Origin of the sequence: Labrenzia sp. PHM005, from assembly GCF_006517275.1 — a bacterium.
Classification (GTDB): Bacteria; Pseudomonadota; Alphaproteobacteria; order Rhizobiales; family Stappiaceae; genus Roseibium.
Window position 1 is genome coordinate 2,665,856 of sequence record NZ_CP041191.1, and the last position, 23,985, is coordinate 2,689,840.

A 23,985-nucleotide genomic window follows, 5' to 3' on the forward strand; every position below is an offset into this window, starting at 1 on the left:
ATCACGGAAAAGTCTTCCGTGGTCACCAGGGCGTTATTTGCCATTGAATTGCCTTTTCGGTTTTCTCTGCCGAAATAGGAGTTTGATTGATGAACATTTTCAAAAAGCGTAGCTGGGAACTTCCGGAGCGCGAGGCAACACCGGAACATGTTTATCTGAACCGGCGAGCACTGCTTGCCGGCATTGCTGGAAGCGGCGCTTTGATTGGTTCCGGTCTTGGTATCCGTCCGGCCTTTGCCGAGGAAGATCCGAGCGCAGGGCTTTACCCGGTAACACGCAACGCGGCCTTCACACTCGACCGGCCGCTTACGGACGAAGATGTCGCGTCAAAATACAACAACTTTTATGAGTTCGGTTCTCATAAGCAGATCTGGCCAGCGGCCCAGAGCCTTGAAATCCGTCCTTGGACGGTCACCCTTGATGGCTTCATCGACAATCCGCAGACCCTTGATATTGATGACCTTTTGGCGAAAATGCCTTTGGAAGAGCGGCTCTACCGACATCGCTGTGTTGAAGCCTGGTCCATGGCTGTGCCGTGGTCCGGTTTCCCGTTAGCTGAGCTGGTCAAATTGGCCGGACCGCAAACAGGCGCAAAGTACTTGCGCTTTGAAACCTTCTTGAATCCGGAAGTGGCCAGTGGCCAGAAACAATCCTGGTATCCGTGGCCCTATGTCGAAGGGCTGACCCTGGCAGAAGCCACCAATGAACTCGCCTTCATGGCAACGGGGATTTACGGCAAGCCTCTTGCAAAACAATTCGGCGCTCCGATCCGATTGGTCACGCCCTGGAAGTATGGCTTTAAATGTATCAAATCGGTGGTCCGAATTTCCTTCACAGACCAGAGGCCGGTGAGTTTCTGGGAAGAAATTCAGCCGAAGGAATATGGCTTCTGGGCGAATGTGAACCCGTCGGTTCCCCATCGGCGGTGGCCGCAAGCAAGCGAGAAACTTCTCGGCACCGATGAACGCCGCAATACGCTTCTGTATAATGGCTATGAAGAGCAGGTCGCCGGATTGTACAAAAACATGACTGGTGAGCTTTTGTTCATGTAGATCATGTAGTGTTTTCTTTCTTGGAGCTAGAGAATAGTACCTACTTTCTCTATGAGAGTAGGTACTTTTGTACATTGCGGTTCATACATTTTCCAAAATAGAATTTCGATAATACTCTTCTTTTCAAAGCGTGCTTGTGAGCGTGCAGGAGAAGTGAATGATTGTCGACTGGATTGCAAATGTTGGCGCGCTTTCTTTTGGTGCTCTCGCCTACTATTTCTTTGCGCGCCGCGAAACTCTCCAGAAAAACCGGCCTCTGGGCATCGCCTCTCTTGGCATCCTCTTCGGTGCCTTGTCGGCGCTGGTGGTGTTAATGCCGGTGCATATCTCCGATGGGTCTACGTTTGACACGCGCGGCGGTCCCGCGATCCTGGCAGGCTATTTCCTTGGTCCGGTCGGCGGTCTGATTTCTGCCGGAATTGCGAGTGCCGCGCGCATTTGGGTGGGAGGGCCATTTGTAATAGGTGGGGCACTAAGCCCATTTGTTTACATGTTTTTTGGGACTTGGTGCGGATCATATTGCGCTTACCGGAAAACAGGTCCCAGCCCCTTACGTTTATTGGCAATGGCTGTTCTTGGTACGATTGTCATTCTGCCCTGTTTTTTTATCGATCAGGGGATCGAAGTCGGGTTCTCAGTCCTTCAAAATGCCTGGTATCTCCTACTCCTTGGCAATATTGCCGGTGTCGTAATCCTGGGGACAATGGTCGGGGAAGCACGCCGATTTGCGAAAGAGCACTCGGAACTCAAGACGACGATGCGGTTAGCAGATCTCGCGCGGTCTTCAGCAGGAATAGCTATTTGGCGATTTGACATGGATGCCAACCGGCTGATCTGGGATGAGGCCATGTTCAAATTGTTTGATGTCGATCCAGCGACGTTCCATGGTGAGTTTAATGATTGGGAAAAAACTGTTCATCCAAGGGATTTAGGTGCTGCGCGAGAGGCATTTGTTACCGCATATGAGCATAAATCGCCGTTTGCCACAGAATTCAGGATCATATTGCGCGATGGAACTATCCGGTGGATTACCGCCCACTGCGATTTTGTAGAAGATGACGACGGTAAGGTCGTTGAAGCGGTTGGTGTTAATTGGGATGTAACGGAAGAGAAAACTCTCGCAAAAAAACTAGCTGAGCAAGAACAAGAAGCCCGCCTTCGGTCAGAGGAACTCGAAGTGACACTGGCATCTGTGGTTCAGGGTGTCAGTGCTTTTGATGCCGATGGCAACCTTCGCTTCTGCAATACAAAGGTTCCAGAAATTACGGGTTTATCCAAGGATCGGCTTGTACCAGGCGTTTCAAGTGAAGATTACAACAGCTACCGCGCCGGTGCGGTCATCTCGGACTTTCACAATGGGACGAACCTAAGTTCGCCAGGCAAGGATTGGCCTGAAACTCATGTGCGGTCCCTCATTCATTTGGTCAGTGGCCGGATTTTGTCATTTTCAGCCGCACCAATGCCCAACGGAGGTTGGGTGGAAACTTATGAAGATGTGACTGAAAAGGCGATCGCGGACCAACGTGTCAAAAAAGCAGCGGAAACTGACACTCTGACGGAACTGGCGAACCGCTTGTCTTTTAAAAACGCCCTAGACACGGCGTTAGCAAAAGCGCACAGGGAGGACGTTGACGATCAGTTTTTGTTGCTCATCGATCTGAACGACTTCAAAGCGGTGAATGACAGTTTCGGGCATATTGTCGGAGACCGTTTGCTTAAACATGTAGGCGAGGTTCTCAGGGCTATTGCTTCTGGAGGAGATCATGCAGCGCGGCTTGGAGGAGATGAATTTGCGCTGATTATGACTTCAACGAGTGAAGCGGACGTACACCACATTGCCAAAAGCCTTTGCACTCAGTTTGCAGCGCCCGTCGATCTTGGCGGTTTGGTGATCAACAGCGGTCTATGTGTCGGGATTGCGACAATCCTGCCCGGTTACACCGAATCTGAACAAATTCTGTCGCGCGCAGATTTGGCGCTGTACAAAGCCAAAGCCGAAAAAACATCCACGTACCGTTTTTATAACTTGGAAATTGCTCGGGAAGAAGCAGAGCGGCGGCAGACCAAAAGTGCACTCATTCAGGTAGTGCGGGACAGGGGTTTAGATGTCTATTGTCAGCCGATTTTGAACCTCGAAAACAAATCCGTAGACCATTTTGAAGCGCTTGTGCGCTGGAATAAGGATGACGCACATTACTTGCCGCCATCGAACTTCATTCCGTTGGCTGAAGAAATTGGTTTGATATCCGAAGTCGGGGACTTCGTTCTGACAGAGGCCTTGAAGGCGCTTTCGAGTTGGCCGGACGGCCTTTACGCGTGTGTCAATGTGTCTGTTCTCCAGTTAGGCAATGGGCAATTCGTGGAGAAAGTCACTAATGGCTTGCAGGCGTATGGGATACCCCCGCACAGGCTTGAACTCGAGGTGACAGAAAGTGTCGTGATGTCAGCGGGCTCGGGTGCACACGAGGATTTACGCAAACTGCGGAATGCGGGCCTGACCCTGGCTCTAGATGATTTTGGGACTGGCTTTTCCTCTTTTGGATACCTTCAGGATCTCCCTTTCAACAAGCTGAAGATAGATCGCAGGTTCGTCTCTGAAGTCGATACCAGCGAAGGCAGTGCTTCCATTTTGCGCACCTTGGCAGCGCTTGCCCGTAATCTTGATATGACCTGTACGGCCGAAGGCGTGGAGAACGCCAGCCAATTGGACTTTGTGTCCAATTGCGGGTGCCACTATGCGCAAGGCTATTTTATTGGACAGCCGATTCCCATTGATGATGTCCCGATCATTCGGTCCGCTGTTCCTGCAGGTTCTGCGGCGCAGCCTGCCAGCGTCTAGAGCGCGTCGCAATTTATTGAGATGCGCTTTAGTTCCAAACACGGATACCTGAATTTGGCAAAAAAAATGCCGGGTCAAAGACCCGGCAGTTTGAATTGATTCACTGTAATCAGTGGAATCACCTTCCAGAGGGGAACAGCTGGTCTGGGTATCACTGGGAGGAGGACGTGACACCCGTGTGACCAACAGTGATGCTTATATGCAGTGCACAAGCTGCATAAACAAGAGGCAGTTGCGCAGATCTGCTATGCAAATTGCGCAGAGCTCCCAATTTCCCTTGTTTTTCCGTACTTTCGGCGTGTCCGTACTGAATTAAATAGTGTGCGCTGCAGCAAAGATCCGGTGTTCTTTGCGGAGTTTTGGGGTGGATGCTGACGAAGTGGACAGGTGGTCTGCCTCGAAATCTCTCATTCTAGCCAAGTAAGATGTTTTGATGCGGACGGCCATTTACCGCCGATTGTTCGAATCAATAGACCCATTTTTGAGCGTTCTGCAGCAGGAATTCCCGGAAAGCGGTGACACGGGCGGTGTTCTTCAGTTCCGAGGGATAGACGAAATAGGTGTCAAAAGACGGCACCTTGTCTTCCTGCTCGGCAAGAACGGGAACCAAGTTGGCCCCGCTGTCGATGATGTAGTCCGGCAACATGGCAATGCCCGCGCCGGTCTGAACCGCCCGTTTGATGGCGATAATGTTGTTGACCTGAAGCACAGACCTCCGGGGACTACCGTCAGCGCGGCCAGCAGTCACCAGCCAGTTCATTGAGCGCAGATAGGCGGGGGCCTGCTCACCGAAAGTGATGATGCGATGGTCGTCAATCTCTTCGATTGTCGAGGGCGCGCCGAACCGCTGGATATAATCCGGTGATGCAAAGACGTGAAAATGCACCGTGAACAGCTTGCGCTGGATCAGATCCGGCTGGGTTGGCTGGCGCAAACGGATTGCAACATCTGCCTGACGCATGCCGAGGTCAAGCTCATCATCATCGAAGATCAGCTGCAGGTTCACATCCGGATAGATGTCAATGAAACTCCGGATGCGCGTGGCAAGCCAGGTTGAGCCGAGGCCAACAGTCGTTGTCACACGCAATGTGCCGGACGGTTTTTCCTTGCTGTCCGTCAGGCTTGATTGCACTGCTTCCAGCTTCATCAGCACGTCGCTGGCAGTGCGGTAGAGCAATTCGCCTTGCTCTGTTAGCAAAAGCCCGCGGGCATGGCGGTGGAACAGGGGCACCCCCAGATCATGCTCAAGCGCACTGACCTGGCGGCTGACGGCGGATTGACTCATGTGAAGCGTATCGCCCGCATGGGTAAAGCTGCCCGCTTTAGCGGCCGCATGAAAGATACGCAATTTGTCCCAATCCATCACAATCCCCTATCCATTCATCTGGGATTACTGTGCTATTCCGCAGCTTGTTGCGTGCTCGCAGTTTCTTGCTTGGCAAGAAACTTTTCAGCTTCCAAAGCTGCCATGCAGCCCATGCCGGCTGCGGTCACAGCCTGGCGGTAGATGTCATCGGTGACATCACCTGCAGCAAAGACACCCGGAATGGAGGTCTTCGTGGAATCTGGAGCTGTTTCCAGATAGCCGTTAGACTTTAGCGTCAACTGGTCCTTGAACAGCTCGACAGAAGGTGCGTGGCCGATTGCGATGAAGACGCCGTCGGCGGAAACTTCCTGATGGTCGCCAGTTTGCGTGTTCTTCAACCGCACACCAGTCACGGCTTTCGGTTCACCGCCTCCAAGGATTTCGTCGACCTGGTGATCCCAGATGATGTCGATCTTCTCGTGGGCAAACAGACGGTCCTGCAGGATCTTCTCTGCGCGCAGGCTGTCGCGGCGATGCACCAAGGTTACTTTGGACGCAAGGTTGGCGAGGTAAAGCGCCTCTTCAACAGCTGTATTGCCACCACCGACAACAACAACTTCCTTATTGCGGTAGAAGAACCCGTCACAGGTGGCGCAGGCTGAGACGCCAGCACCCATATAGTCCTGCTCAGAGGGAAGGCCGAGCCAGCGGGCCTGTGCGCCGGTGGCAATCACGAGCGCATCAGCGGTGAACGTCGTGCCGCTGTCTGCTTCCAGGCGGAAGGGGCGTTCGGAGAGGTCGGCCTTGATGATGGTGTCATAGACCATCTTTGTGCCGACATTTTCAGCCTGCTTCTGCATTTGCTCCATGAGCCAAGGGCCCATCACCGGATCAGCGAATCCGGGGTAGTTCTCAACATCCGTGGTGATGGTCAACTGACCGCCTGGCTGGATACCGGACACTAGGGTCGGCTCGATCATCGCGCGGGCTGCGTAAATCGCAGCGGTATAACCAGCAGGGCCGGAGCCGACGATCAAGAGTTTGCTGTGCTGTGTACTCATGGGCGTAGTTTAATCCGTTTTTCTTGTCTCAACCGTGACTGCTGGATGTTCTTCCCCAGATGAGGGCGTTCCGGCATGGTGAAGCGCGCTGTAGTCTGCCAGAATCCGTTCCGCGATCACAGGCGTAGCATCAATCGGCTCGTAGGTAGTGGTTTTCATCGGTCCTGGAAAGGGGTGAACACAGCCGAGCTGTTCCAAAGTCCCCAAAAACCGGGTGATTTTGTCGTGACCACCGCTTGGATGGAACACATGAATTGGCCGTCCGGTCGAGGTTGCTTCGCCGATCATGTTTGTGGAATCGGCCGTTGCAACAAAGGCGTCGGCTTTTGCAAGGAAGTGGCCATAGGGATTGGGGCCGTCCCCTGCCCAAAAATAGTGTCCGCCGCTGATTGCCAACTCCTCGACGGCCTTCGCTAAGTCGGCAGGCGTGCGCCGGGAAACCGTGATCAGGAAATGAGCCTGGTCATCGGTGGCCATCTGTCTCAAACCGTCAATAAATCGCTTTTGGTCAGATTCAGTGAAGGTGTGGTGACGGCTGTCCCCGCCGAGCAAAACAGCAACTTTAGGGGCTGGCGGGGAATCAATCTCCGGAAATGGTTCGGACTTCAATTCTGCCAGGCGGCTTGCCGAAAACTTATGTGGCGATGTGGGGGTGACCAGAACGTTTAGGCCACGCAGTTTATCGTGCTCCGGCACCCAAATGAGGTCGGCACTTCCCGGACCGGTTCTGGGGTCTTTTAAAAATACCGTGAAGGTCTTGCCGCCGGAAGCTTTTTTGACACGCTTCAGATAGGCAGCAGCCCGGCGTCCGGAGGCGAGGGCAATGTCGGGGTAGGGCGGCGCTATTGGGCTGTCTGCATGCGTTTCGCGATCTTTCGGAGGAAACGGGCCATAGGGCAGCCACCAGGAGTAGGGCGGCTTAGGTGCTACGGTTCGCATTTCATAGGGCAGGTGGAGTGCTTCGGCGACTCCGACACATTGAGCCACGTCGCCCGCCTTGCCATCTGACAGTATCCAAATGGTGCTGGGCGATGCCATCGATCTCAGCATAAATTGCAAGGTGTCCCGGTCGGAATCTTTCAAGATTGTGCGCAATTTTGTTATAGTCTTGCACAAACGCGCAAAAAGTCATAACTCGGCACCGAAGAAACACGTTTGTGTATGAATCTCAAGTCCTCCGGAACCTCATGCTTAGCCTTCACCGGCCCTGTATGGCGGCACCTCGATATAATATCCAAAGGAGAGCGGTGTGAAAGCGCGCCTTGATGCCATTGACTGGCAGATCCTAAAGGAATTGCAAGATGATGGCCGGATGACCAACGTTGAGTTGGCACGCCGGGTCGGTATATCTGCGCCGCCCTGTCTTCGGCGGGTCCGGGCCCTTGAAGAAGCAGGGTTGATCCAGGGCTACCGGACGCTCCTTGACGAGAAACAGCTTGGTTATGATGTCACCGCCTTTGCAATGGTCGGACTTCATAGTCAGACTGAAGCAGATTTGCTTGCCTTTGAGCAGACGGTGGAAAAATGGCCGCTCGTCCGCGAGAGCTACATGCTGTCGGGCGAGGTTGATTTTCTATTGAAATGCGTCTCGCCTGATCTGCAGACGTTTCAGAACTTTGTCATCCGGGAGCTGACGGCCGCGCCCAACGTCGATAGCGTGCGCACAGCTTTGACGATCCGCCGGACCAAAGACGAGCCTGTCGTTCCGATCGACGGCTGATATTTCTGATTGTTTAAGCGTTCTGTGGATTTTCGGGGGCAGTCTTGTTCCCCTTACCAATCTTTTTCAGGCGTGAATGCAGGCGGCGCAAGAGCGAAATGTCCCGGAGTGCGGTTCCCACGAGCGTGAAGCTGATGGTGAGCAGGGCGCAGGTGATCAGGATCGCTATGGGCAGCCATTGATCATAGTGGAACGTGTCGAGGGCATTATCGACCGTATCGACGCCGGAATAGATCCGGTTTCGAACAACTTCCCGGTAGCTGCCAATTTGTGAATTGCCGTATTTGATATACCCGAGCAGGGCGATCAAAGCCAAGACGCTGGCACTCAAGGCGACAAGGAAACCAAACAGCTTGATGGCAAATACAAGTGCCTTTTCATCGGCCCGCTGAAGCAGGCGCTTAAAGGCATCGCGCTCACGGGGTTCCAATCGGAAAGATAGGTAATACCGGTAGGCCCACAAAGGGATGGCCAGCACCAACAACCAGAAACCGATCGCCTGAAAAACCATTCCAAGACCTCCACATCTTTATGGCCGCAACTTTAGTGACTTTCGCGGCCAGATAGAAGTACCTCTGCCGAATAAGCGGCCAGGGTCAATGGGAAGTTGATTTTTCAGGCGGAAATTTGGTTCTTAAGTCGCGGACGTATCAGAGGTATTTTACGTCAACGATCTCATAGGAATGGGCACCACCGGGCGCTGCAACTTCGACACTGTCCCCAACGGATTTGCCAATCAGTGCACGCGCGATCGGAGACGAAATCGAGACCTTGCTTTGTTTGACGTCCGATTCAACGTCACCCACGATCATGTATTTCTTCTCTTCTTCCGTGTCCTCATCAATGAGAGATACGGTTGCACCAAATTTTACAACATCACCGGACAGTTTGCTGACGTCGATCACTTCGGCGCGGGAGAGCTTGTCTTCCAGTTCCGCAATCCGGCCTTCATTCAGGCTCTGAGCTTCCTTGGCTGCGTGATACTCGGCATTTTCCGATAGGTCGCCATGCGCACGTGCCTCAGAGATGGCATCGACAATTCGCGGGCGCTCAGTACCGGTACGCTCTTTCAGCTCTTCTTGGAGCATGGTGTACCCGGCGGAGGTCATCGGAACTTTTTCCATGGGTCTCAGACCTTCAGCTTATTGGGTCTTTCTAAAGAAGACCGCGCTATAAAAAAAACAAACCCAGCCGGGAAAGGATCTCTTTCCCGGCCGGTGAACAGCCATATTAGCCTCACGCGAAGTAGGATTGCAAAGGCCTAACTTCAAGACTCCCCGCTTTATGTGCGCAGATCCCCTTCGCCGCGGCCACAGAGCCTGCCAGCGTGGTGTAATAGGGCACCTTGTTCAGGAGCGCTGCGCGGCGCATGGAGCGGCTGTCAGAGATTGCCTGGGCGCCTTCTGTCGTGTTGAACACCAGCTGAACTTCGCCGTTCTTCACCGCGTCAACAATATGCGGACGGCCTTCCATGACCTTGTTGATCTTTTTCGCCTCGATGCCTTGCTCCTGCAGATACGTTTGCGTACCGGCGGTGGCAATGATGGTAAAACCAGCTTCTTCCAGGCTTCTGACGGCATCGACGACACCGGCCTTGTCCTGATCGCGCATGGACACAAACACGGTGCCCTTTTCCGGGACACCTGTGCCGCAGCCAATCTGAGATTTCGCAAAGGCGCGGCCAAAACCGTTGTCGAGACCCATGACTTCCCCGGTAGAGCGCATTTCCGGGCCGAGGATCGTGTCGACACCTGGGAAGCGCGCAAACGGGAAGACAGCTTCCTTGACCGCGATATGGTCCAGCTTTTTCTCACTGAGACCAAATGACGCAAGGCTTTCGCCGGCCATGATCCGGCTGGCGATCTTGGCGATTGGTGCGCCAACTGTTTTGGCAACAAAGGGAACCGTTCTGGATGCGCGCGGGTTGACCTCAAGAACGTAGATCTCGTCGTCCTTGATGGCGAATTGCACGTTCATCAGGCCACCGACCTCGAGCGCAAGCGCCATTTCCGTTGTCTGGCGTTTCAGTTCGTTAATCAGCTCTTTTGAGAGAGAGAACGGCGGCAGGGAGCAGGCGCTGTCACCGGAGTGAATGCCGGCTTCCTCGATGTGCTCCATGATGCCGCAGACAAAAACATCCTTGCCGTCGCAGAGTGCGTCGACGTCAACTTCGATGGCGCCCTCAAGATAGCGGTCGAACAACAGCGGGTTGGTGCCCAGGACCGTGTTGATCTGGCCAGTCTTGTCGTTTGGATACTTGGCGCGGACTTCGGCAGGCACCAGCTCTGGCAAAGTGCCAAGAAGATAGGAATTGAGCGCTTCTTCGTCGCGGATGATCTGCATGGCGCGGCCACCCAGAACATAAGACGGCCGGACGACCAGCGGCAGACCGAGCTGGCTTGCAATCAGGCGCCCTTGTTCGACGGAATAGGCAATGCCATTTTCCGGCTGTTTCAGGCCAAGTTTGATCAAGAGCTTCTGGAACCGGTCCCGGTCTTCCGCCAGATCAATCATGTCTGGAGAGGTGCCAAGAATTGGCACGCCGGCTTTAACAAGGGATTGGGCCAGTTTCAGTGGTGTCTGACCGCCGAACTGAACGATCACGCCGTGCAAGGTGCCGTTTTCCTGTTCCTTGCGGATGATTTCCAGAACGTCTTCCGGTGTCAGCGGCTCGAAATAGAGCCGGTCGGATGTATCATAGTCGGTGGAGACGGTTTCCGGGTTACAGTTGACCATGATGGTCTCGTAGCCGGCGTCTTCCAGTGCGAAGGCTGCGTGACAGCAGCAGTAATCAAACTCGATGCCCTGGCCAATCCGGTTTGGACCGCCGCCGAGAATGACGACTTTCTTCTTGTCAGACGGATTGGCTTCGCAGGCTGGCTTGCCCATGAACGGCGCTTCATATGTGGAATACATGTAAGCCGTCGGGGAGGCGAATTCTGCCGCACAGGTGTCAATCCGCTTGTACACCGGATGAACCTCCAATTCTCCGCGCAGCTTGACGATGTCGTCCGTATCTACACCGGCCAGGCTTGCCAGGCGAGCATCTGAAAAGCCCATTCCTTTGAGCTTGCGCAGGTTTGCAGCGTCTTTGGGCAGCCCGATGTTCCGGATCTTGGCCTCCATCGCCAGGATGTCGGCCATCTGTTCCAGGAACCAGGTGTTGATACCACTGGCCTGATTGATTTCTTCAACACTCATGCCAAGCCGCATGGCCTGGGCGACAGACAGAAGCCGGGTTGGTGTTGCGGTGGAAACAGCCGCTCGCATTGCGTTACGGTCATCGCCTTGGTCGAGACCAGGGATCTCGACTTCATCCAGGCCATTGAGGCCGGTCTCCAGACCGCGCAGTGCTTTTTGCAGGCTTTCATTGAAGGTCCGGCCGATCGCCATAACTTCTCCGACTGACTTCATTGCGGTCGTCAGATACGGCTCGGAGCCCGGGAACTTTTCAAAGGCAAAGCGCGGGATCTTGGTGACCACATAGTCGATGGTCGGCTCAAAGGAAGCTGGTGTCGCGCCGCCCGTGATGTCGTTTTCAAGTTCGTCCAGCGTGTAGCCGACCGCCAGCTTCGCTGCGATCTTGGCGATCGGGAATCCGGTTGCCTTGGACGCCAAAGCAGACGAGCGGGAGACGCGCGGGTTCATCTCGATGACGACCAGACGGCCGTTTTCCGGATTGACGGCGAACTGAACATTCGAGCCGCCGGTTTCGACACCAATTTCACGCAGGACGGCGATCGAGGCGTCCCGCATGATCTGGTATTCTTTGTCGGTCAGGGTCAATGCAGGGGCGACGGTGATCGAATCACCGGTATGCACGCCCATTGGATCGACGTTTTCAATGGAACAGATGATGATGCAGTTGTCCGCCTTGTCGCGAACGACCTCCATTTCATATTCTTTCCAGCCCAAAAGGCTCTCATCGATCAGGACCTGGCCTACCGGTGAGGCATCAATGCCGGAGCGGACGATCGTCTCGAATTCTTCGCGGTTGTAAGCGACACCGCCGCCAGTTCCGCCGAGGGTGAACGCAGGACGGATAATGGCTGGCAGGCCGATCTCGTCGATCGCGCGCATCGCTTCCAGATAACCGGCATTCCGGTCATAACCTGTAATCCTGCCGTCTTCGTCCCGGATGGCCGGTGATGAGGCGATGGCTGCACGCGGATTTTCCAGGCCAATGGCATCCATGGCGGCGCGGAATTTTTCACGGTCTTCCGCTTTATCGATGACATCGGCGCGAGCACCGATCATCTGCACACCGAATTTCTCCAGAACACCCATCTGCTCCAGGTCGAGGGCGCAGTTCAACGCGGTTTGACCGCCCATGGTCGGCAACAACGCGTCCGGGCGTTCTTTCTCAATGATTTTTGCAACCAGGTCAGGCGTGATCGGCTCGATGTAAGTCGCATCGGCCAAGTCCGGATCGGTCATGATCGTCGCCGGATTGGAGTTGACCAGAATGATACGGTAGCCCTCTTCGCGCAGTGCCTTACAGGCCTGGGTTCCCGAATAGTCGAATTCGCAGGCTTGGCCGATAACAATCGGGCCGGCACCAATGATCAGGATGGAAGAAATATCTGTGCGTTTAGGCATCTGGGCTCGCAGCTCGAAGCGAGCGGTCCGGGAAAGCGGGCATTTGCTTCCGGTCTGCTCGGTCGTTAGTGAATGACGATGTTGGCTGAGCGCGTCTTATAGGCAAAACCGGGCCGCGTGGGAACCCCGGATAGTGTCAAAGGTGATGTTTCTGGAAAGGAAAGTGTTTCACTTGTCCGAATTGTCGGCGGATGAGCCAAGTTCGGTGGCCGTTTGTCCGTCAAAATCGGCTATTCCTTGAGACAGGGCATAACAGGCAAGACGGATGGATTTTGGAATTTCAACCGGCCGGCCATCCCGGTTTCCCTTCTCATAGTACTGGAGCATCCGCTTCTTCAGGCCAAGTTGTTCGGCCGCATCTTTTTGTTTCAACCCGAGCGTTCTCCGCCAGCTCCGGAATTGATCCGGTGTCATGATGGCATTGATGGATTTGGATTTTGAATCGGGCATTTTAAATACAGATGTCGAGCTTCAGTGTATGAGGGCGCCTGCACAGGCAGCCGCAAGTTCCTGACACAAATAGCTTATGCAGGTGATTGTCAATCCGGAAGTGCACATAGTGCGACTTCGGAAATGACCGCAGAAGCGCTGGAGTGCCAACTCGGATTTGCCAAACCGGCAGAGCACGGTATGCCGAATCTTGAGATTTCCCGCCGTCAAATACTTGTTCATCCAGGTCACTTTGGAGCGAATCACCGCGGAAATTTTCTGGTCAACGGGATATTCGGCGGCGTCAAAGCGCCAACAATTCCAGAAATACGCGGTTGTGAAAATTAATTTTCGGCTTATCTGGTGTCCGGCGTTTGGTCGAATGTTGGTGGCGGACAATTACTTGAATTGCAATATATCGGTTATTGTTGAAAGGCGACGGAGCAAACTTCTGGGCAGAGTTTTTCCAATTATCGATAATATCAAGTCCTAATGTAATAATTGTCAGGGTAATTATGAAGTTTTCCTTATAATTAAACTTGCGAACTTGTCGTCGCGTGAGAAGTTAAATTTTGCCTGAATTTATAATGTTGATAATATATTTAATTATCGATAATTCATATTTGTCCAGAATACGTATTAATTGCTTCTGTTTTTCCCCTAAAAATGACGCCTACTTCCTTGGGTGAATAGAGAATATGGTTATCATTAACTCCGGTTGTGTAAAAAAAAGGCGGAGACGAGTTGGTTTCTACTGGATTTTTTCTACAAAACCGGTGTAAAGCTGTACGCGCTTAGTCTCTAGTGAGTTTGGTGCTGTGTGCCCACACTGTGAATTCCGCATCGATGCGGTGACGTGGGCTGTGCTTGCAGGACGTTAATATCGGAACGACGGATGGTGGGACCCAGAGTTCAGATGTGCTGCGGGCCGGATCAAGCTTCAAGAGGAATAAAACGATCGGGCAAGAAAGTATGAACAACGTAGCTACGAAAATGGTGGTAGTTCCGGACATAGCTGGTCCGGACACTGAAGTCCCTCAGGAAGACCGTCCTTTGGCGATCTCCGAAATGTCGGAGCGGTTCGGAGTAACTCTGCGGACACTTCGGTTTTATGAAGAAAAAGGCCTATTGAATCCAGTCCGCAAAGGCGCCCGCCGGTTCTATGGTGCACGCGATGTATCGCGGATGCGGGTGATCTTGCAGGCTAAGAAAATCGGTCTCACCCTCGTTGAGATCCGGCGGGTAATTTCTCTGGTTGAGGGCAATACACCGCGCGGCGATCAATTCAAGGAGCTGCAACAGATCTGCGCTGCACAGCAGGAAATCCTGCTGGAGCAAAAACAGATGCTCGATGAGCAAATTGTCGAAGTCGACGAAATCCTGACATCTTTTGATCAGCTGATCAGCTGATCAAAACAAGCAGGTTAAAAACACACCGGCGGCTGGTTTGGCCGCCGGTTTTTTTGTTGCAGTCATGTTTGAAACATTCGGTCGACTTCCGCAAACGGCCTGTTTTGCAGTTATGGCTTGGGTGTCAAAATTGTTATTTTTACCTATTCCGATATACTCGAGATGCCTTTGCTATCTAGGCTCGGCCTCAGGTGTTTCAGATTAGCGGTAGGGCATGTCTGATGACCAAGAAAGAGATTACAGCTTTTGTGGGCTGGTGTTGCGTGTTGAACGTCACGCTGCTGCTCATCAGTTCTGCTGCGCTTCTATTTGAGCCGAGCTGGATTCGCAGCGTATTTGCGCTTGCTTATACCACAGGCGACATGCGGGCTTTGCATTCGGAAATTCTACACATCGATCAGCAAGAAATCGGGATGTTCTACGTAAACGTTTTGACCCAATACAAGCTCTTGATTGTTGTGTTCAATGTTGTGCCCTATTGCGCACTCAAACTCATGCGCAAAACATAATTCACATGAAGACAAGGGGCAGGCGTTTCCTGTCTCACGCAGTTCGCGCTGGTGGCGCAGCAGCGCGAAATTGGCCGCTGCGCGTTTACTTGCCTTAGCTGTTAAGCGGCCTTGTTGGCGTCCATCAAATCGGTGAACCGCTTGAACAGATAGCGGCTGTCACGCGGGCCAGGAGACGCTTCGGGATGGTACTGGACCGAAAAGACCGGCTTGTCTTTCATTGCCAAACCGCAGTTTGATCCGTCAAACAGGGAGACATGAGTTTGCTCGACGTTGTCCGGAAGGCTGTCCGCGTCCACAGCAAAACCATGGTTCATGGACGTGATCTCAACTTTGCCGGAGGTCTGATCAAGAACCGGATGGTTTGCGCCATGGTGACCCTGGTGCATTTTGATGGTCTTGCCGCCGAGCGCCAGAGCGAGCATCTGGTGGCCAAGGCAAATGCCGAAAACCGGTAGCCCAGTATCAATCACGGACTTGATGGCGCCGACAGCGTATTCGCCAGTGGCGGCTGGGTCGCCGGGGCCGTTGGACAGGAATATCCCATCTGGCTTGTGGGCAAGAATATCGTCAGGGCTCGTGTTGGCCGGAAGCACAGTGACATCGCAGCCGGCGTCAGTCAGAAGGCGCAAGATGTTCCGCTTGATGCCGAAATCGAGCGCAACAACCTTGAATTTGCCGCCCTCGGCATCGGAAAAGCCTTCATCCCAAACCCAGGTTTTTTGAGACCACGTGTGAGTCTGGGCCGTCGATACGTCCTTTGCCAGATCCATACCAACCAAACCAGGCCAGTTGGCAGCAGCCATCTTCAAGTTATCCAAATCAAAGTTGCCGTCCGGATCATGGGCGATCACACCATTGGGAACACCCTTCTCGCGAATGAGGGCTGTGAGTGCACGCGTGTCGACACCGCTGATACCGATGAGGTTGCGGCTTTTCAGCCAGGCATCTAGGTGTTGGGCAGCACGGTAATTGGCCGGGTCGGTGATGGAGGCGGCGAGCACAGTGCCGCGAATACCGCTGTCTGCCGCCATATTCACGGTCTCAATGTCTTCGCCATTTGTGCCGACATTGCCGATATGGGGGAAGGTGAAGGTGATGATCTGACCGGAATAGGACGGGTCTGTCAGGATCTCCTGATAGCCTGTCATTGCGGTATTGAAACAGATTTCACCAACGGCCTGACCGGTGGCGCCTAAGCCATATCCTTCGATAACACTGCCGTCGGAGAGCACAAGCAGGGCGGTCGCCGGGGTGTCGGACCATGCGTCTGCAGTCGTCATGTCTTGTATCCAGAGTTTGTTGGTGACATCATGCGCTGCAGGAAGGGCGATTGGAGCGTGGGATTTCCGCGCATCTGGCCGCCTGCATTAAGCGCGGGACTCTATGGGAAGCGGACAGGATCGTCAACATTGATCCTCTGAAAAAAGATCTTTAAAATTCAATCACTTGGCTTGAGCGGGCCAGAGGGTGCAAAACGTACCCGCGGTTTCGCGTGGCAGAGGTGGGGCAAACCATGCGCGATGCAATGCGAGAAAGAATCAATACTGCTTTGCGGGCAGCTCAAGACGCGAGCGACAAACGCCGGTGTGCCACACTGCGTTTGATACAAACTGCTGTCAAAGACCGCGAAAACGCGGCCAGAGAACATGGCAAAGATGGTGTCAACGAGGATGAGGTCGTTGATATTCTTCGGAAAATGCTCCGGCAACGCGATGCTTCTGCGGAAGAGTTTGAAAGTGGCGGCCAGCTGGATCTGGCTGAACAGGAGCGCATCGAGCAAGCGATAATCCGGGAATTTTTGCCCGAACAGTTGAGCGAAGCCGAAGTTCGCTCGGCCTGCGAGTCCACGGTCAAGGAAATTGATGCTCATGGGCTTCGCGACATTGGCCGCTGTATGAGTGAATTGAAATCCCGTTATCCAGGGAAGATGGACTTTGTTCAGGCGTCCTGCGTCATGAAGGATATGTTGCGCAATGCAGGCAACGAAAACACTGGCGGCGAGCCCGGAGATGAGGCCAGTAACTGAACTTGTGCTGGCAGCATAAATCGCTGCCGCCGGACTGTTCTGTCCTGGTTGACCACATCTCATCCCCAGATGCGCCCATCAGATATCAATCTTCTGGTGCAGGATCGAAATACGTCCTATTTTGATCCGTCTTGCGTGCTGCCAAGGTGCGAGCACTCCTAGTTCTGCCGATACGGATTTATAAACTTTCATGCGATTTGAGCCGCGCCTACTTGATGAAATCCGGGCCCGACTGCCGCTATCCGAAATTGTAGCGCGCAGGGTTACCTGGGATCGGCGCAAGACCCAGCCGGGAAAAGGGGACTATTGGGCTTGCTGCCCGTTTCACCAGGAAAAGAGCCCGAGTTTCCACGTCGACGACCGGCGCAACCGCTACAAATGTTTTGGCTGCGGTGCCTCGGGCGATCATTTCAGGTTTCTAACCGAAACCGAAGGTTTGAGCTTTCCCGAAGCCGTGGAACGGCTGGCTGAACAGGCTGGTGTTGCCTTACCTGCTCCGGATCCGCAGGCCGCGCGGCGGGAACAAAAGCGGGCAGGGCTTGCCGATATATGCGAGATGGCAGCGCAGTTTTTCGAAACACAATTCAAAAGCCCGCGTGGTGATGCGGCCCGCGCTTATGTCCAAAAACGCGGGCTCACTCAGGAGACTTTGCGCGAATTCCGGTTTGGCTTGGCACCAAACAGCCGCGATGCGCTGAAATCCCATCTCAAAGGCCAGGGAATTCCCGAAACGGCGATGATAGAGGCTGGCCTCTTGATCAAACCGGAGGACGGTCGTCCGCCTTATGACCGGTTCCGTGGCCGTTTGATGATCCCGATCCAGGATGACCGCGGCCGGGTGGTTGCCTTTGGTGGCCGGACGATGCTGCCTGATGGTCAACCGAAATACCTCAACTCGCCGGAAACACCGCTCTTCCACAAAGGCACGATGCTGTTCAACGCCCACCGGGCCCGCGAACCTGCCTTCAAGTTGAACCAGGCTGTGGTGGTTGAGGGATATATGGATGCGATTGCACTCTACCAGGCTGGGATCCGCCATGTGGTGGCCTCGCTCGGAACGGCGTTTACCGAAGACCAGATCCTGCGGCTGTGGCGGTTTGCTCCTGAACCGGTGATCTGTTTCGACGGTGATGCCGCGGGTGTATCTGCAGCTCACCGGGCTATTGATCGCATTTTTCCGGTGCTCAAAAGCGGTTATTCGTTCCAATTTAGCTTTCTGCCGGATGGCATGGATCCGGATGATCTCATCAAGCAGCGTGGTGTTTCTGGTTTTCAGGAGGAAACCGCTCGGGCGAAGTCCTTGTTTGATGTGGTCTGGGACCGGGAGATTTCTGTTGCCCGGCTGGATACGCCGGAGCGCAAGGCGGCCCTGGAAAAACGCTTCGACGATTTAATCGGCACCATCCGAGACGAGCGGGTAAAGCGGCGCTATCAGCTGGACCTGAAGTTCAAACTGTCGAACTTGTTTTTCGAATTGTCGCGCCAAGACCGTAAAGGTGGTCGCAAGCCTGGTGCCGAGGCTGCTGGCGGTGGTGTCATTGGGCTTGCGCGCGAGCGAGTGGCAGTCAGCGATGACTTTGGCACTGAGCGGCTCGTTCTAGGCCTTTGCATGCGCTATCCATATCTTCTGGATCGGAATTTCGAGCGGGTCTCGGGCTTGCCCTTTGTCAATGAATTGCACATCGGAGTTCGGGATGCGCTGTGCCGGATTATTGATGATCTTGAAACAGCGCCGGTTGCCGGCCTGATTTCCTCCTTCGATGACCCGCTCAAGGACATCATGCATGAGATGGTGCTGGAAACGATTGGCTTGCAGGAGCAAAAACAGGCAGAGTTTTCTGCGCTCAACCATCGCTTTCCGCTGCTCAAGGCGAACCCGCCCGAGGATTTTGTCGAGGCGGCCTTCCTTCATTTCCTGGATGTGTTGGAACTCAATGCCTTGGAAGAGGAATTGCAATCAGAGCTGGCCAGTGCGGATGAACACTTGGATGAGACGTCTTGGGACCGGATCCAGGCCCTGACGCAAGATCTTGCTCGGCGGCGCGAGGAATGCGCCCGTGAAGAAGGTGAACTTGCCGAACGGGCCAAGAAAATCAGATCAGCACCCCCAGCTGCATCAGCGGATGGAAGTGCTATTGCTTCGATTTGACGAAACCTGCAGCTGGGAAGGCTCAGATTTTACTTCGCCAGTTTCTAGGGCCTGAAGAATGTCACGAAGCATTGTTTCCTGTGCCAGAAGAAAGTCCGTCATCTGTTCTCCGGCAAGAAACATTGGCTCCCACTTATGCACGCGTCGCGTGTTTTCCCAAACACGGGTCTCGGACAAAGATGCGAGCATGGTCCGATAATGGGTTACTTTGCTATTCTCGGCATTGGCCCCGGAAAAGAAGCCACGCCAGTTCGCAAACACAACATTTAATCCAATACTATTCAGGGCCGGGGCCGCAACGCCTTGCAATTGCCCGTCCGAGGTTACGCCGAGAATTCTAATCTTGCCTTCTTGCGCCGCCGGGAGGAGTTCTCCGACACCGCTGACGACCGCTTTCACTTGACCTTGAAGCATGCGGTTGAGTGCTTGTTCTCCGCCATCGGCAGGGGAATACCTGATCTTATTGAGTGGAATTTCTGCCGCTTGTGCAATCAGACCAAGAGTGATGTGATCCAGTGAAAAGTACTCCGACCCTCCGGCGATTGGCACTCTTGCTGGAGAGGATTTGATTGCGGCAAAGAGGGCGTAGATGTTCTGGTATGGACTATCTGCAGGGACGGCGATTGCCTGATAGTCATTTATGAGGATCGCGACAGGTGTGGTATCCCGCCAACCCGGCTGAAAATCGCTTCGAATTGCACGGATTATGATTGGTACCGATTGAACCATCAAAGTGTTTTTATGCCGTTTCGGAGACCTAATCAGGCTTAGCAGCGCCCGGCCCCCGCCCGCGCCCGGGAGATTTTCGTAGGTGATATCGGTGGCAAGACCTGTTGATGTGAGCGCTGCCCCAACTGCCCGCGCCGTTGAATCCCAGCCACCGCCCGGACTTCCAGGGATCAAGAACCGGATCGGCTTTGTGTCGGCACATGCTGTCGAAGTAACAATAAACCCAAGCAGAGCAGCTGTCAGAAGCCGCTGGGCAGCACGCAGAAATCTGTCACTATAAAACATGATAGTTCTCCTCCCCGAACACCCATGACCAATCGGTTGGTTAGCAGTGGCGGAGGCCGCCACTGTTTGTGTTTCGCAGTGTTGCTATTGAAGTTTATTCAGAATTTCGCCGAGATCTTTTTCCTGCTTTGCCAGGAAGGCTGTCAGCTCATCTCCCACCAAGACAAGCGGTTCCCATTTGTGTTTCCCGCGAGCCTCTGTCCAAGTGCCCGTTTCAGACATGCTCACCAACATTTTGCGGTAGGTTGCGACTTGCTCTTCGCTTGCACCCGGTGCAGTGAAGAAACCGCGCCAGTTGGAAAAAACCACATCTAGACCCTGGCTTTTCATTGTCGGAACATCAAGTCCAGTGAGCGGTTCAGCCGATGTAACGCCTAGGATTCGGATACGGCCGTCTGCAGCGGCTGGCAGGAGTTCTCCAACACCGCTCACGACAGCTTTCACTTTGCCGTCCAGCATGCGGTCGAGTGCCTCTTTACCGCCGTCTGCGGAGGAGTATCTCAGTTTCTCAAGCTGAATACCGGAGGCCTGAGCGATCAATCCAAGCGTTAGGTGGTCAAGGGACAAACGGCCGGAACCACCTGCGACGACGACATCCTTCGGGTTTTCCTTCAGCGCAGCAACAAAGCTGCTCATGTCCTCAAACGAGCTAGTCGCCGGGACTGCGACCGCTTGATAGGCGGAAATCATCGTCGCAACGGGCGTGATGTCCTGCCAGTTGTTTTGATAAACTCCAGTGAGCGCACGAATGACCAAGGGGGTAGACTGAACCATCAACGTGTTTGAATGTTTCTCCGGATCGTTTACCAGGCTCAGTAGGGCGCGCCCACCTCCAGCACCGGTCAGGTTTTCATACCCTTTGACGGTGGCATGATTTGTTTCTTCTAAGGCACCTCCAACCGTCCGGGCCGTGGTGTCCCAGCCGCCCCCCTCTCCACCTGGAATAAGAAATTGCACTTCGATTTCTTTTGCCAAAACCGGGCCGGTGAGAAAAAGCCCCATAAGAGCTGCAGTTGTGACTGATTTTAGTGTTGTCGAACGGATACCAGTGGACATGACAAGCTTTCTTTCTTCACTTCATTTTTGAGAATTTCGGCAGGTTTTTGTTTTTCTTCCTGCAGGTCAGTTTTTCTCCGCATTATTGCTGATTGCCTTAGGGTGCGTTCTGTAGCTGTCAGTAACCTGTCAAAAATTGTCCGGCATATTTATTTTTGATTAGAAATTAAATTTTGAATATTTAAAATTTTACTTGATGTTAGGAATTGTAAATTTGACCATGTCAAAAATTTTCTTATTGGTGTTTTGCATTTTGGAGTTGTTGCTTTTCTGGCGGGTTCATTTTCGTTTTAGTTTTTGGTGAACACTCGCGGCGCTCGTATTTCTGCAGGAGATGTCTGCCGGTAAATCCGGTAATTCACAGCGGAAAATGAAGAAATCTTATTGACCAGTCGCGAATCACACTTGCGAATCGTGCGCGTCGAGCTAAATAGATCTTTTGCAGCCCTCATGAGCCTCAGCCTTCAAGCCTGCTGACGGCCAATAGTCAGAAAAATGCTGCAACCCACTGATGAACACTGTTGTGGAGGCTTTGGCTGCCGCAACGTTGGATACTGCGTGCATTGTCGATGCGATAAATGACATGGTCGATAAGTGAGCAGTTAATTGGGACTTAAGGGACACAGCTTACAACCTATTGAAGACATTGATTCGCCTGGCTGCCGCCGCATATTGCTGGCGCGCTGGGAGAAATGGGTTTGAGCGGAACTGGGCGCGGCGTGACCTTCTAAGGTCACGAATTGGAGCACGATATGGTAGCCAAAGCGACACAAGCGGACGACAACAAGGAACAAAGCGGAGACGGTCCGGACGGCCCGCTTTTGGACCTGTCGGGCGCTGCAGTCAAAAAGATGATCAAGACCGCGAAAAAACGCGGCTATATCACCTACGACGAACTTAACGAGGTTCTGCCGTCTGATCAGAACTCATCGGAAAAAATCGAAGACATCATGTCGATGCTTTCCGATATGGGCATCAATGTGGTTGAAGCCGAAGAGGCCGAAGACGGACCTGAAGAGGTCGATGGCGGCGAGCTGGTCGCAGCAACGACCACTGCGGTTGCCAAAACCACCACGACAAAAGAACCCGCCGACCGGACTGATGATCCGGTGCGCATGTATTTGCGTGAGATGGGCTCGGTTGAGCTTCTGTCCCGCGAAGGCGAAATCGCCATCGCAAAGCGCATTGAGGCCGGCCGCGAGGCTATGATCGCAGGGCTTTGTGAAAGCCCGCTGACCTTCCAGGCGATTATCATCTGGCGCGACGAACTCAACGAAGCCCAGGTTCTCCTGCGCGACATCATCGATCTGGAAGCCACCTATGCCGGCCCGGATGCCAAGGCTGGCCCGACCGGGGCCAACGATGATGACCCGGACAGAGAAGGCGGGGAGCAGACCGGCCCGCAAAGCCAGTCAGGCCAGCAGGACAACGCCGGCGGTGTTTCCGAAGAGACGGAAAACGAAGGCGGCGAAGGTGAGGGCGATGAGGATGACGACGACGAGTTCGAATCCAACGTCTCTCTGTCTGCAATGGAAGCTGAGCTGAAGCCGCAGGTTCTGGAAACCTTCGACAACATTGCCGACAACTACAAAAAACTGCGCCGCCTGCAGGATCAGCTGGTTGAAAACAAGCTGGCCAACAGGACTTTGTCTCCAAGCCAGGAGCGCCGGTACAAGAAGCTGAAGGAAGACATCGTCATCGATGTGAAGAGCCTGTCGCTCAATCAAAACCGTATCGATGCCCTTGTTGCTCAGCTCTATGACATCAACAAGCGCCTGATGGGCTACGAAGGCCGTCTTCTGCGCCTGGCAGACAGCTACAATGTCGACCGCCAGGATTTCCTGAAACAGTATCAGGGGGCAGAACTTGATCCGAACTGGCTGCGCAAGGTGGCCAACCTTTCCACGCGCGGCTGGAAGAACTTCATCGCCAAGGAAAAGGAAAACGTCCGCGAGTTGCGTCAGGAAATCCAGACGTTGGCAACCGAGACCGGCCTTGAGATCACCGAATTCCGCCGCATCGTTGCCATGGTGCAAAAGGGCGAGCGTGAAGCGCGCATCGCCAAGAAGGAAATGGTCGAGGCCAACCTGCGTCTCGTGATTTCCATTGCCAAGAAATACACCAACCGCGGCCTGCAGTTCCTGGATCTCATTCAGGAGGGCAACATCGGCCTGATGAAGGCGGTCGATAAGTTTGAATACCGCCGTGGATATAAGTTCTCCACCTATGCGACCTGGTGGATCCGGCAGGCGATCACCCGTTCGATCGCCGACCAGGCCCGCACCATCCGTATTCCGGTGCATATGATCGAGACGATCAACAAGATCGTCCGGACCTCGCGCCAGATGCTGCACGAGATCGGCCGCGAGCCGACCCCGGAAGAGCTGGCCGAAAAGCTGCAGATGCCGCTGGAAAAGGTCCGGAAGGTTCTGAAGATCGCCAAGGAGCCGATTTCTCTGGAAACGCCGATTGGCGATGAGGAAGATTCGCATCTCGGCGACTTCATCGAAGACAAGAACGCGGTTCTGCCGATTGATGCGGCCATTCAGTCGAATTTGCGCGAAACCACGACCCGCGTTCTGGCCTCTCTCACGCCGCGTGAAGAGCGTGTTCTCCGGATGCGGTTTGGCATCGGTATGAACACAGATCACACGCTGGAAGAAGTCGGCCAGCAGTTCTCGGTTACCCGCGAACGTATCCGCCAGATTGAGGCCAAGGCACTCCGGAAGCTGAAACACCCAAGCCGCTCGCGGAAACTCCGCAGCTTCTTGGACAGCTGATCAGGCTCCCCATAACTTGATAAAAACCCGGC

19 protein-coding genes are annotated in these 23,985 nt (G+C 53.8%); 9 read left to right on the top strand and 10 right to left on the bottom strand.

What is annotated here, in order from left to right:
* The first annotated feature begins 89 nt into the window (after positions 1–89).
* Positions 90–1,052 (top strand): protein-methionine-sulfoxide reductase catalytic subunit MsrP, encoded by a 963-nt coding sequence (gene msrP / locus FJ695_RS12000; RefSeq protein ID WP_141185671.1) that lies wholly within the window; start codon positions 90–92, stop codon positions 1,050–1,052.
* 157 nt (positions 1,053–1,209) lie between these two features.
* A complete protein-coding gene (locus FJ695_RS12005; RefSeq protein ID WP_141185672.1) occupies positions 1,210–3,891 on the top strand; it encodes an EAL domain-containing protein in 2,682 nt (893 codons plus the stop codon).
* 466 nt (positions 3,892–4,357) lie between these two features.
* On the opposite strand, the gene FJ695_RS12010 is transcribed toward FJ695_RS12005, so the two are convergent.
* Genes FJ695_RS12010 through FJ695_RS12020 form a run of 3 tightly spaced genes read right to left on the bottom strand, consistent with a single transcriptional unit; the run spans position 4,358 to position 7,308 of the window.
* The gene (locus tag FJ695_RS12010; RefSeq protein WP_141185673.1) at positions 4,358–5,254 is read right to left on the bottom strand and encodes a LysR family transcriptional regulator; all 897 of its coding nucleotides are present in this window, start codon (positions 5,252–5,254) and stop codon (positions 4,358–4,360) included.
* Between the two features lie 35 nt (positions 5,255–5,289).
* On the bottom strand, positions 5,290–6,258 hold the full coding sequence (gene trxB / locus FJ695_RS12015; RefSeq protein ID WP_141185674.1) for a thioredoxin-disulfide reductase: 969 nt from the start codon (positions 6,256–6,258) through the stop codon (positions 5,290–5,292).
* A 9-nt stretch (positions 6,259–6,267) separates the two neighbouring features.
* A complete protein-coding gene (locus FJ695_RS12020; RefSeq protein WP_209011016.1) occupies positions 6,268–7,308 on the bottom strand; it encodes a mitochondrial fission ELM1 family protein in 1,041 nt (346 codons plus the stop codon).
* A 199-nt stretch (positions 7,309–7,507) separates the two neighbouring features.
* Between FJ695_RS12020 and FJ695_RS12025 the strand changes: the two genes are divergently transcribed.
* Positions 7,508–7,978, top strand: coding sequence for an Lrp/AsnC family transcriptional regulator (locus tag FJ695_RS12025; RefSeq protein ID WP_141185675.1), 471 nt, complete (start codon positions 7,508–7,510; stop codon positions 7,976–7,978).
* A 13-nt stretch (positions 7,979–7,991) separates the two neighbouring features.
* Here the strand turns inward: FJ695_RS12025 and FJ695_RS12030 are convergent, their stop codons facing one another.
* The 4 genes from FJ695_RS12030 to FJ695_RS12045 form a co-directional block, all read right to left on the bottom strand.
* Positions 7,992–8,489 (bottom strand): hypothetical protein, encoded by a 498-nt coding sequence (locus FJ695_RS12030; RefSeq protein ID WP_141185676.1) that lies wholly within the window; start codon positions 8,487–8,489, stop codon positions 7,992–7,994.
* Between the two features lie 139 nt (positions 8,490–8,628).
* A complete protein-coding gene (greA, locus tag FJ695_RS12035; RefSeq protein ID WP_141185677.1) occupies positions 8,629–9,102 on the bottom strand; it encodes a transcription elongation factor GreA in 474 nt (157 codons plus the stop codon).
* Between the two features lie 112 nt (positions 9,103–9,214).
* Positions 9,215–12,577, bottom strand: a complete 3,363-nt coding sequence (gene carB, locus FJ695_RS12040; protein WP_141185678.1) for a carbamoyl-phosphate synthase large subunit — start codon at positions 12,575–12,577, stop codon at positions 9,215–9,217.
* A 168-nt stretch (positions 12,578–12,745) separates the two neighbouring features.
* Entirely contained in the window at positions 12,746–13,027 is a 282-nt protein-coding gene (locus FJ695_RS12045; RefSeq protein ID WP_141185679.1) for a DNA-binding transcriptional regulator, read from the bottom strand.
* 123 nt (positions 13,028–13,150) lie between these two features.
* Here FJ695_RS12045 and FJ695_RS12050 point away from each other — a divergent pair, with 123 nt between their 5' ends.
* The 3 genes from FJ695_RS12050 (at position 13,151) to FJ695_RS12060 (ending at position 14,925) form a co-directional block, all read left to right on the top strand.
* A complete protein-coding gene (locus tag FJ695_RS12050; protein ID WP_141185680.1) occupies positions 13,151–13,354 on the top strand; it encodes a hypothetical protein in 204 nt (67 codons plus the stop codon).
* A gap of 624 nt (positions 13,355–13,978) precedes the next feature.
* Positions 13,979–14,416 carry a MerR family transcriptional regulator gene (locus FJ695_RS12055; protein WP_141185681.1) on the top strand — a complete coding sequence of 146 codons (438 nt, stop codon included), beginning with the start codon at positions 13,979–13,981 and terminating at the stop codon, positions 14,414–14,416.
* A gap of 221 nt (positions 14,417–14,637) precedes the next feature.
* Positions 14,638–14,925, top strand: a complete 288-nt coding sequence (locus tag FJ695_RS12060; RefSeq protein WP_141185682.1) for a DUF6868 family protein — start codon at positions 14,638–14,640, stop codon at positions 14,923–14,925.
* A gap of 101 nt (positions 14,926–15,026) precedes the next feature.
* On the opposite strand, the gene carA is transcribed toward FJ695_RS12060, so the two are convergent.
* The gene (gene carA / locus FJ695_RS12065) at positions 15,027–16,208 is read right to left on the bottom strand and encodes a glutamine-hydrolyzing carbamoyl-phosphate synthase small subunit (RefSeq protein ID WP_141185683.1); all 1,182 of its coding nucleotides are present in this window, start codon (positions 16,206–16,208) and stop codon (positions 15,027–15,029) included.
* 245 nt (positions 16,209–16,453) lie between these two features.
* Between carA and FJ695_RS12075 the strand changes: the two genes are divergently transcribed.
* Together FJ695_RS12075 and dnaG are read left to right on the top strand one after the other, a co-directional pair.
* The gene (locus tag FJ695_RS12075) at positions 16,454–16,954 is read left to right on the top strand and encodes a GatB/YqeY domain-containing protein (RefSeq protein WP_168206535.1); all 501 of its coding nucleotides are present in this window, start codon (positions 16,454–16,456) and stop codon (positions 16,952–16,954) included.
* A 190-nt stretch (positions 16,955–17,144) separates the two neighbouring features.
* The gene (dnaG, locus tag FJ695_RS12080) at positions 17,145–19,103 is read left to right on the top strand and encodes a DNA primase (RefSeq protein WP_141185686.1); all 1,959 of its coding nucleotides are present in this window, start codon (positions 17,145–17,147) and stop codon (positions 19,101–19,103) included.
* Here the strand turns inward: dnaG and FJ695_RS12085 are convergent.
* Together FJ695_RS12085 and FJ695_RS12090 are read right to left on the bottom strand one after the other, a co-directional pair.
* Entirely contained in the window at positions 19,071–20,117 is a 1,047-nt protein-coding gene (locus FJ695_RS12085) for a tripartite tricarboxylate transporter substrate binding protein (protein ID WP_141185687.1), read from the bottom strand. The two genes, dnaG and FJ695_RS12085, sit on opposite strands and share 33 nt — an antisense overlap.
* Positions 20,118–20,201: 84 nt before the next feature.
* Positions 20,202–21,173, bottom strand: a complete 972-nt coding sequence (locus FJ695_RS12090; protein ID WP_141185688.1) for a tripartite tricarboxylate transporter substrate binding protein — start codon at positions 21,171–21,173, stop codon at positions 20,202–20,204.
* A 752-nt stretch (positions 21,174–21,925) separates the two neighbouring features.
* On the opposite strand from FJ695_RS12090, the gene rpoD reads away from it, so the two are divergent.
* The gene (gene rpoD, locus FJ695_RS12095) at positions 21,926–23,953 is read left to right on the top strand and encodes an RNA polymerase sigma factor RpoD (protein WP_141185689.1); all 2,028 of its coding nucleotides are present in this window, start codon (positions 21,926–21,928) and stop codon (positions 23,951–23,953) included.
* The last annotated feature ends 32 nt before the right edge of the window (positions 23,954–23,985 follow it).

Bases quoted from the DNA above. Each gene is read 5' to 3' on its own strand.
- msrP (WP_141185671.1), top strand. From the start codon at position 90: ATGAACATTTTCAAAAAGCGTAGCTGGGAACTTCCGGAGCGCGAGGCA.
- FJ695_RS12005 (WP_141185672.1), top strand. From the start codon at position 1,210: ATGATTGTCGACTGGATTGCAAATGTTGGCGCGCTTTCTTTTGGTGCT.
- FJ695_RS12010 (WP_141185673.1), bottom strand. From the start codon at position 5,254: ATGGATTGGGACAAATTGCGTATCTTTCATGCGGCCGCTAAAGCGGGC.
- trxB (WP_141185674.1), bottom strand. From the start codon at position 6,258: ATGAGTACACAGCACAGCAAACTCTTGATCGTCGGCTCCGGCCCTGCT.
- FJ695_RS12020 (WP_209011016.1), bottom strand. From the start codon at position 7,308: ATGCTGAGATCGATGGCATCGCCCAGCACCATTTGGATACTGTCAGAT.
- FJ695_RS12030 (WP_141185676.1), bottom strand. From the start codon at position 8,489: ATGGTTTTTCAGGCGATCGGTTTCTGGTTGTTGGTGCTGGCCATCCCT.
- greA (WP_141185677.1), bottom strand. From the start codon at position 9,102: ATGGAAAAAGTTCCGATGACCTCCGCCGGGTACACCATGCTCCAAGAA.
- carB (WP_141185678.1), bottom strand. From the start codon at position 12,577: ATGCCTAAACGCACAGATATTTCTTCCATCCTGATCATTGGTGCCGGC.
- FJ695_RS12045 (WP_141185679.1), bottom strand. From the start codon at position 13,027: ATGCCCGATTCAAAATCCAAATCCATCAATGCCATCATGACACCGGAT.
- FJ695_RS12050 (WP_141185680.1), top strand. From the start codon at position 13,151: ATGACCGCAGAAGCGCTGGAGTGCCAACTCGGATTTGCCAAACCGGCA.
- FJ695_RS12055 (WP_141185681.1), top strand. From the start codon at position 13,979: ATGAACAACGTAGCTACGAAAATGGTGGTAGTTCCGGACATAGCTGGT.
- FJ695_RS12060 (WP_141185682.1), top strand. From the start codon at position 14,638: ATGACCAAGAAAGAGATTACAGCTTTTGTGGGCTGGTGTTGCGTGTTG.
- carA (WP_141185683.1), bottom strand. From the start codon at position 16,208: ATGACGACTGCAGACGCATGGTCCGACACCCCGGCGACCGCCCTGCTT.
- FJ695_RS12075 (WP_168206535.1), top strand. From the start codon at position 16,454: ATGCGAGAAAGAATCAATACTGCTTTGCGGGCAGCTCAAGACGCGAGC.
- dnaG (WP_141185686.1), top strand. From the start codon at position 17,145: ATGCGATTTGAGCCGCGCCTACTTGATGAAATCCGGGCCCGACTGCCG.
- FJ695_RS12085 (WP_141185687.1), bottom strand. From the start codon at position 20,117: ATGTTTTATAGTGACAGATTTCTGCGTGCTGCCCAGCGGCTTCTGACA.
- FJ695_RS12090 (WP_141185688.1), bottom strand. From the start codon at position 21,173: ATGTCCACTGGTATCCGTTCGACAACACTAAAATCAGTCACAACTGCA.
- rpoD (WP_141185689.1), top strand. From the start codon at position 21,926: ATGGTAGCCAAAGCGACACAAGCGGACGACAACAAGGAACAAAGCGGA.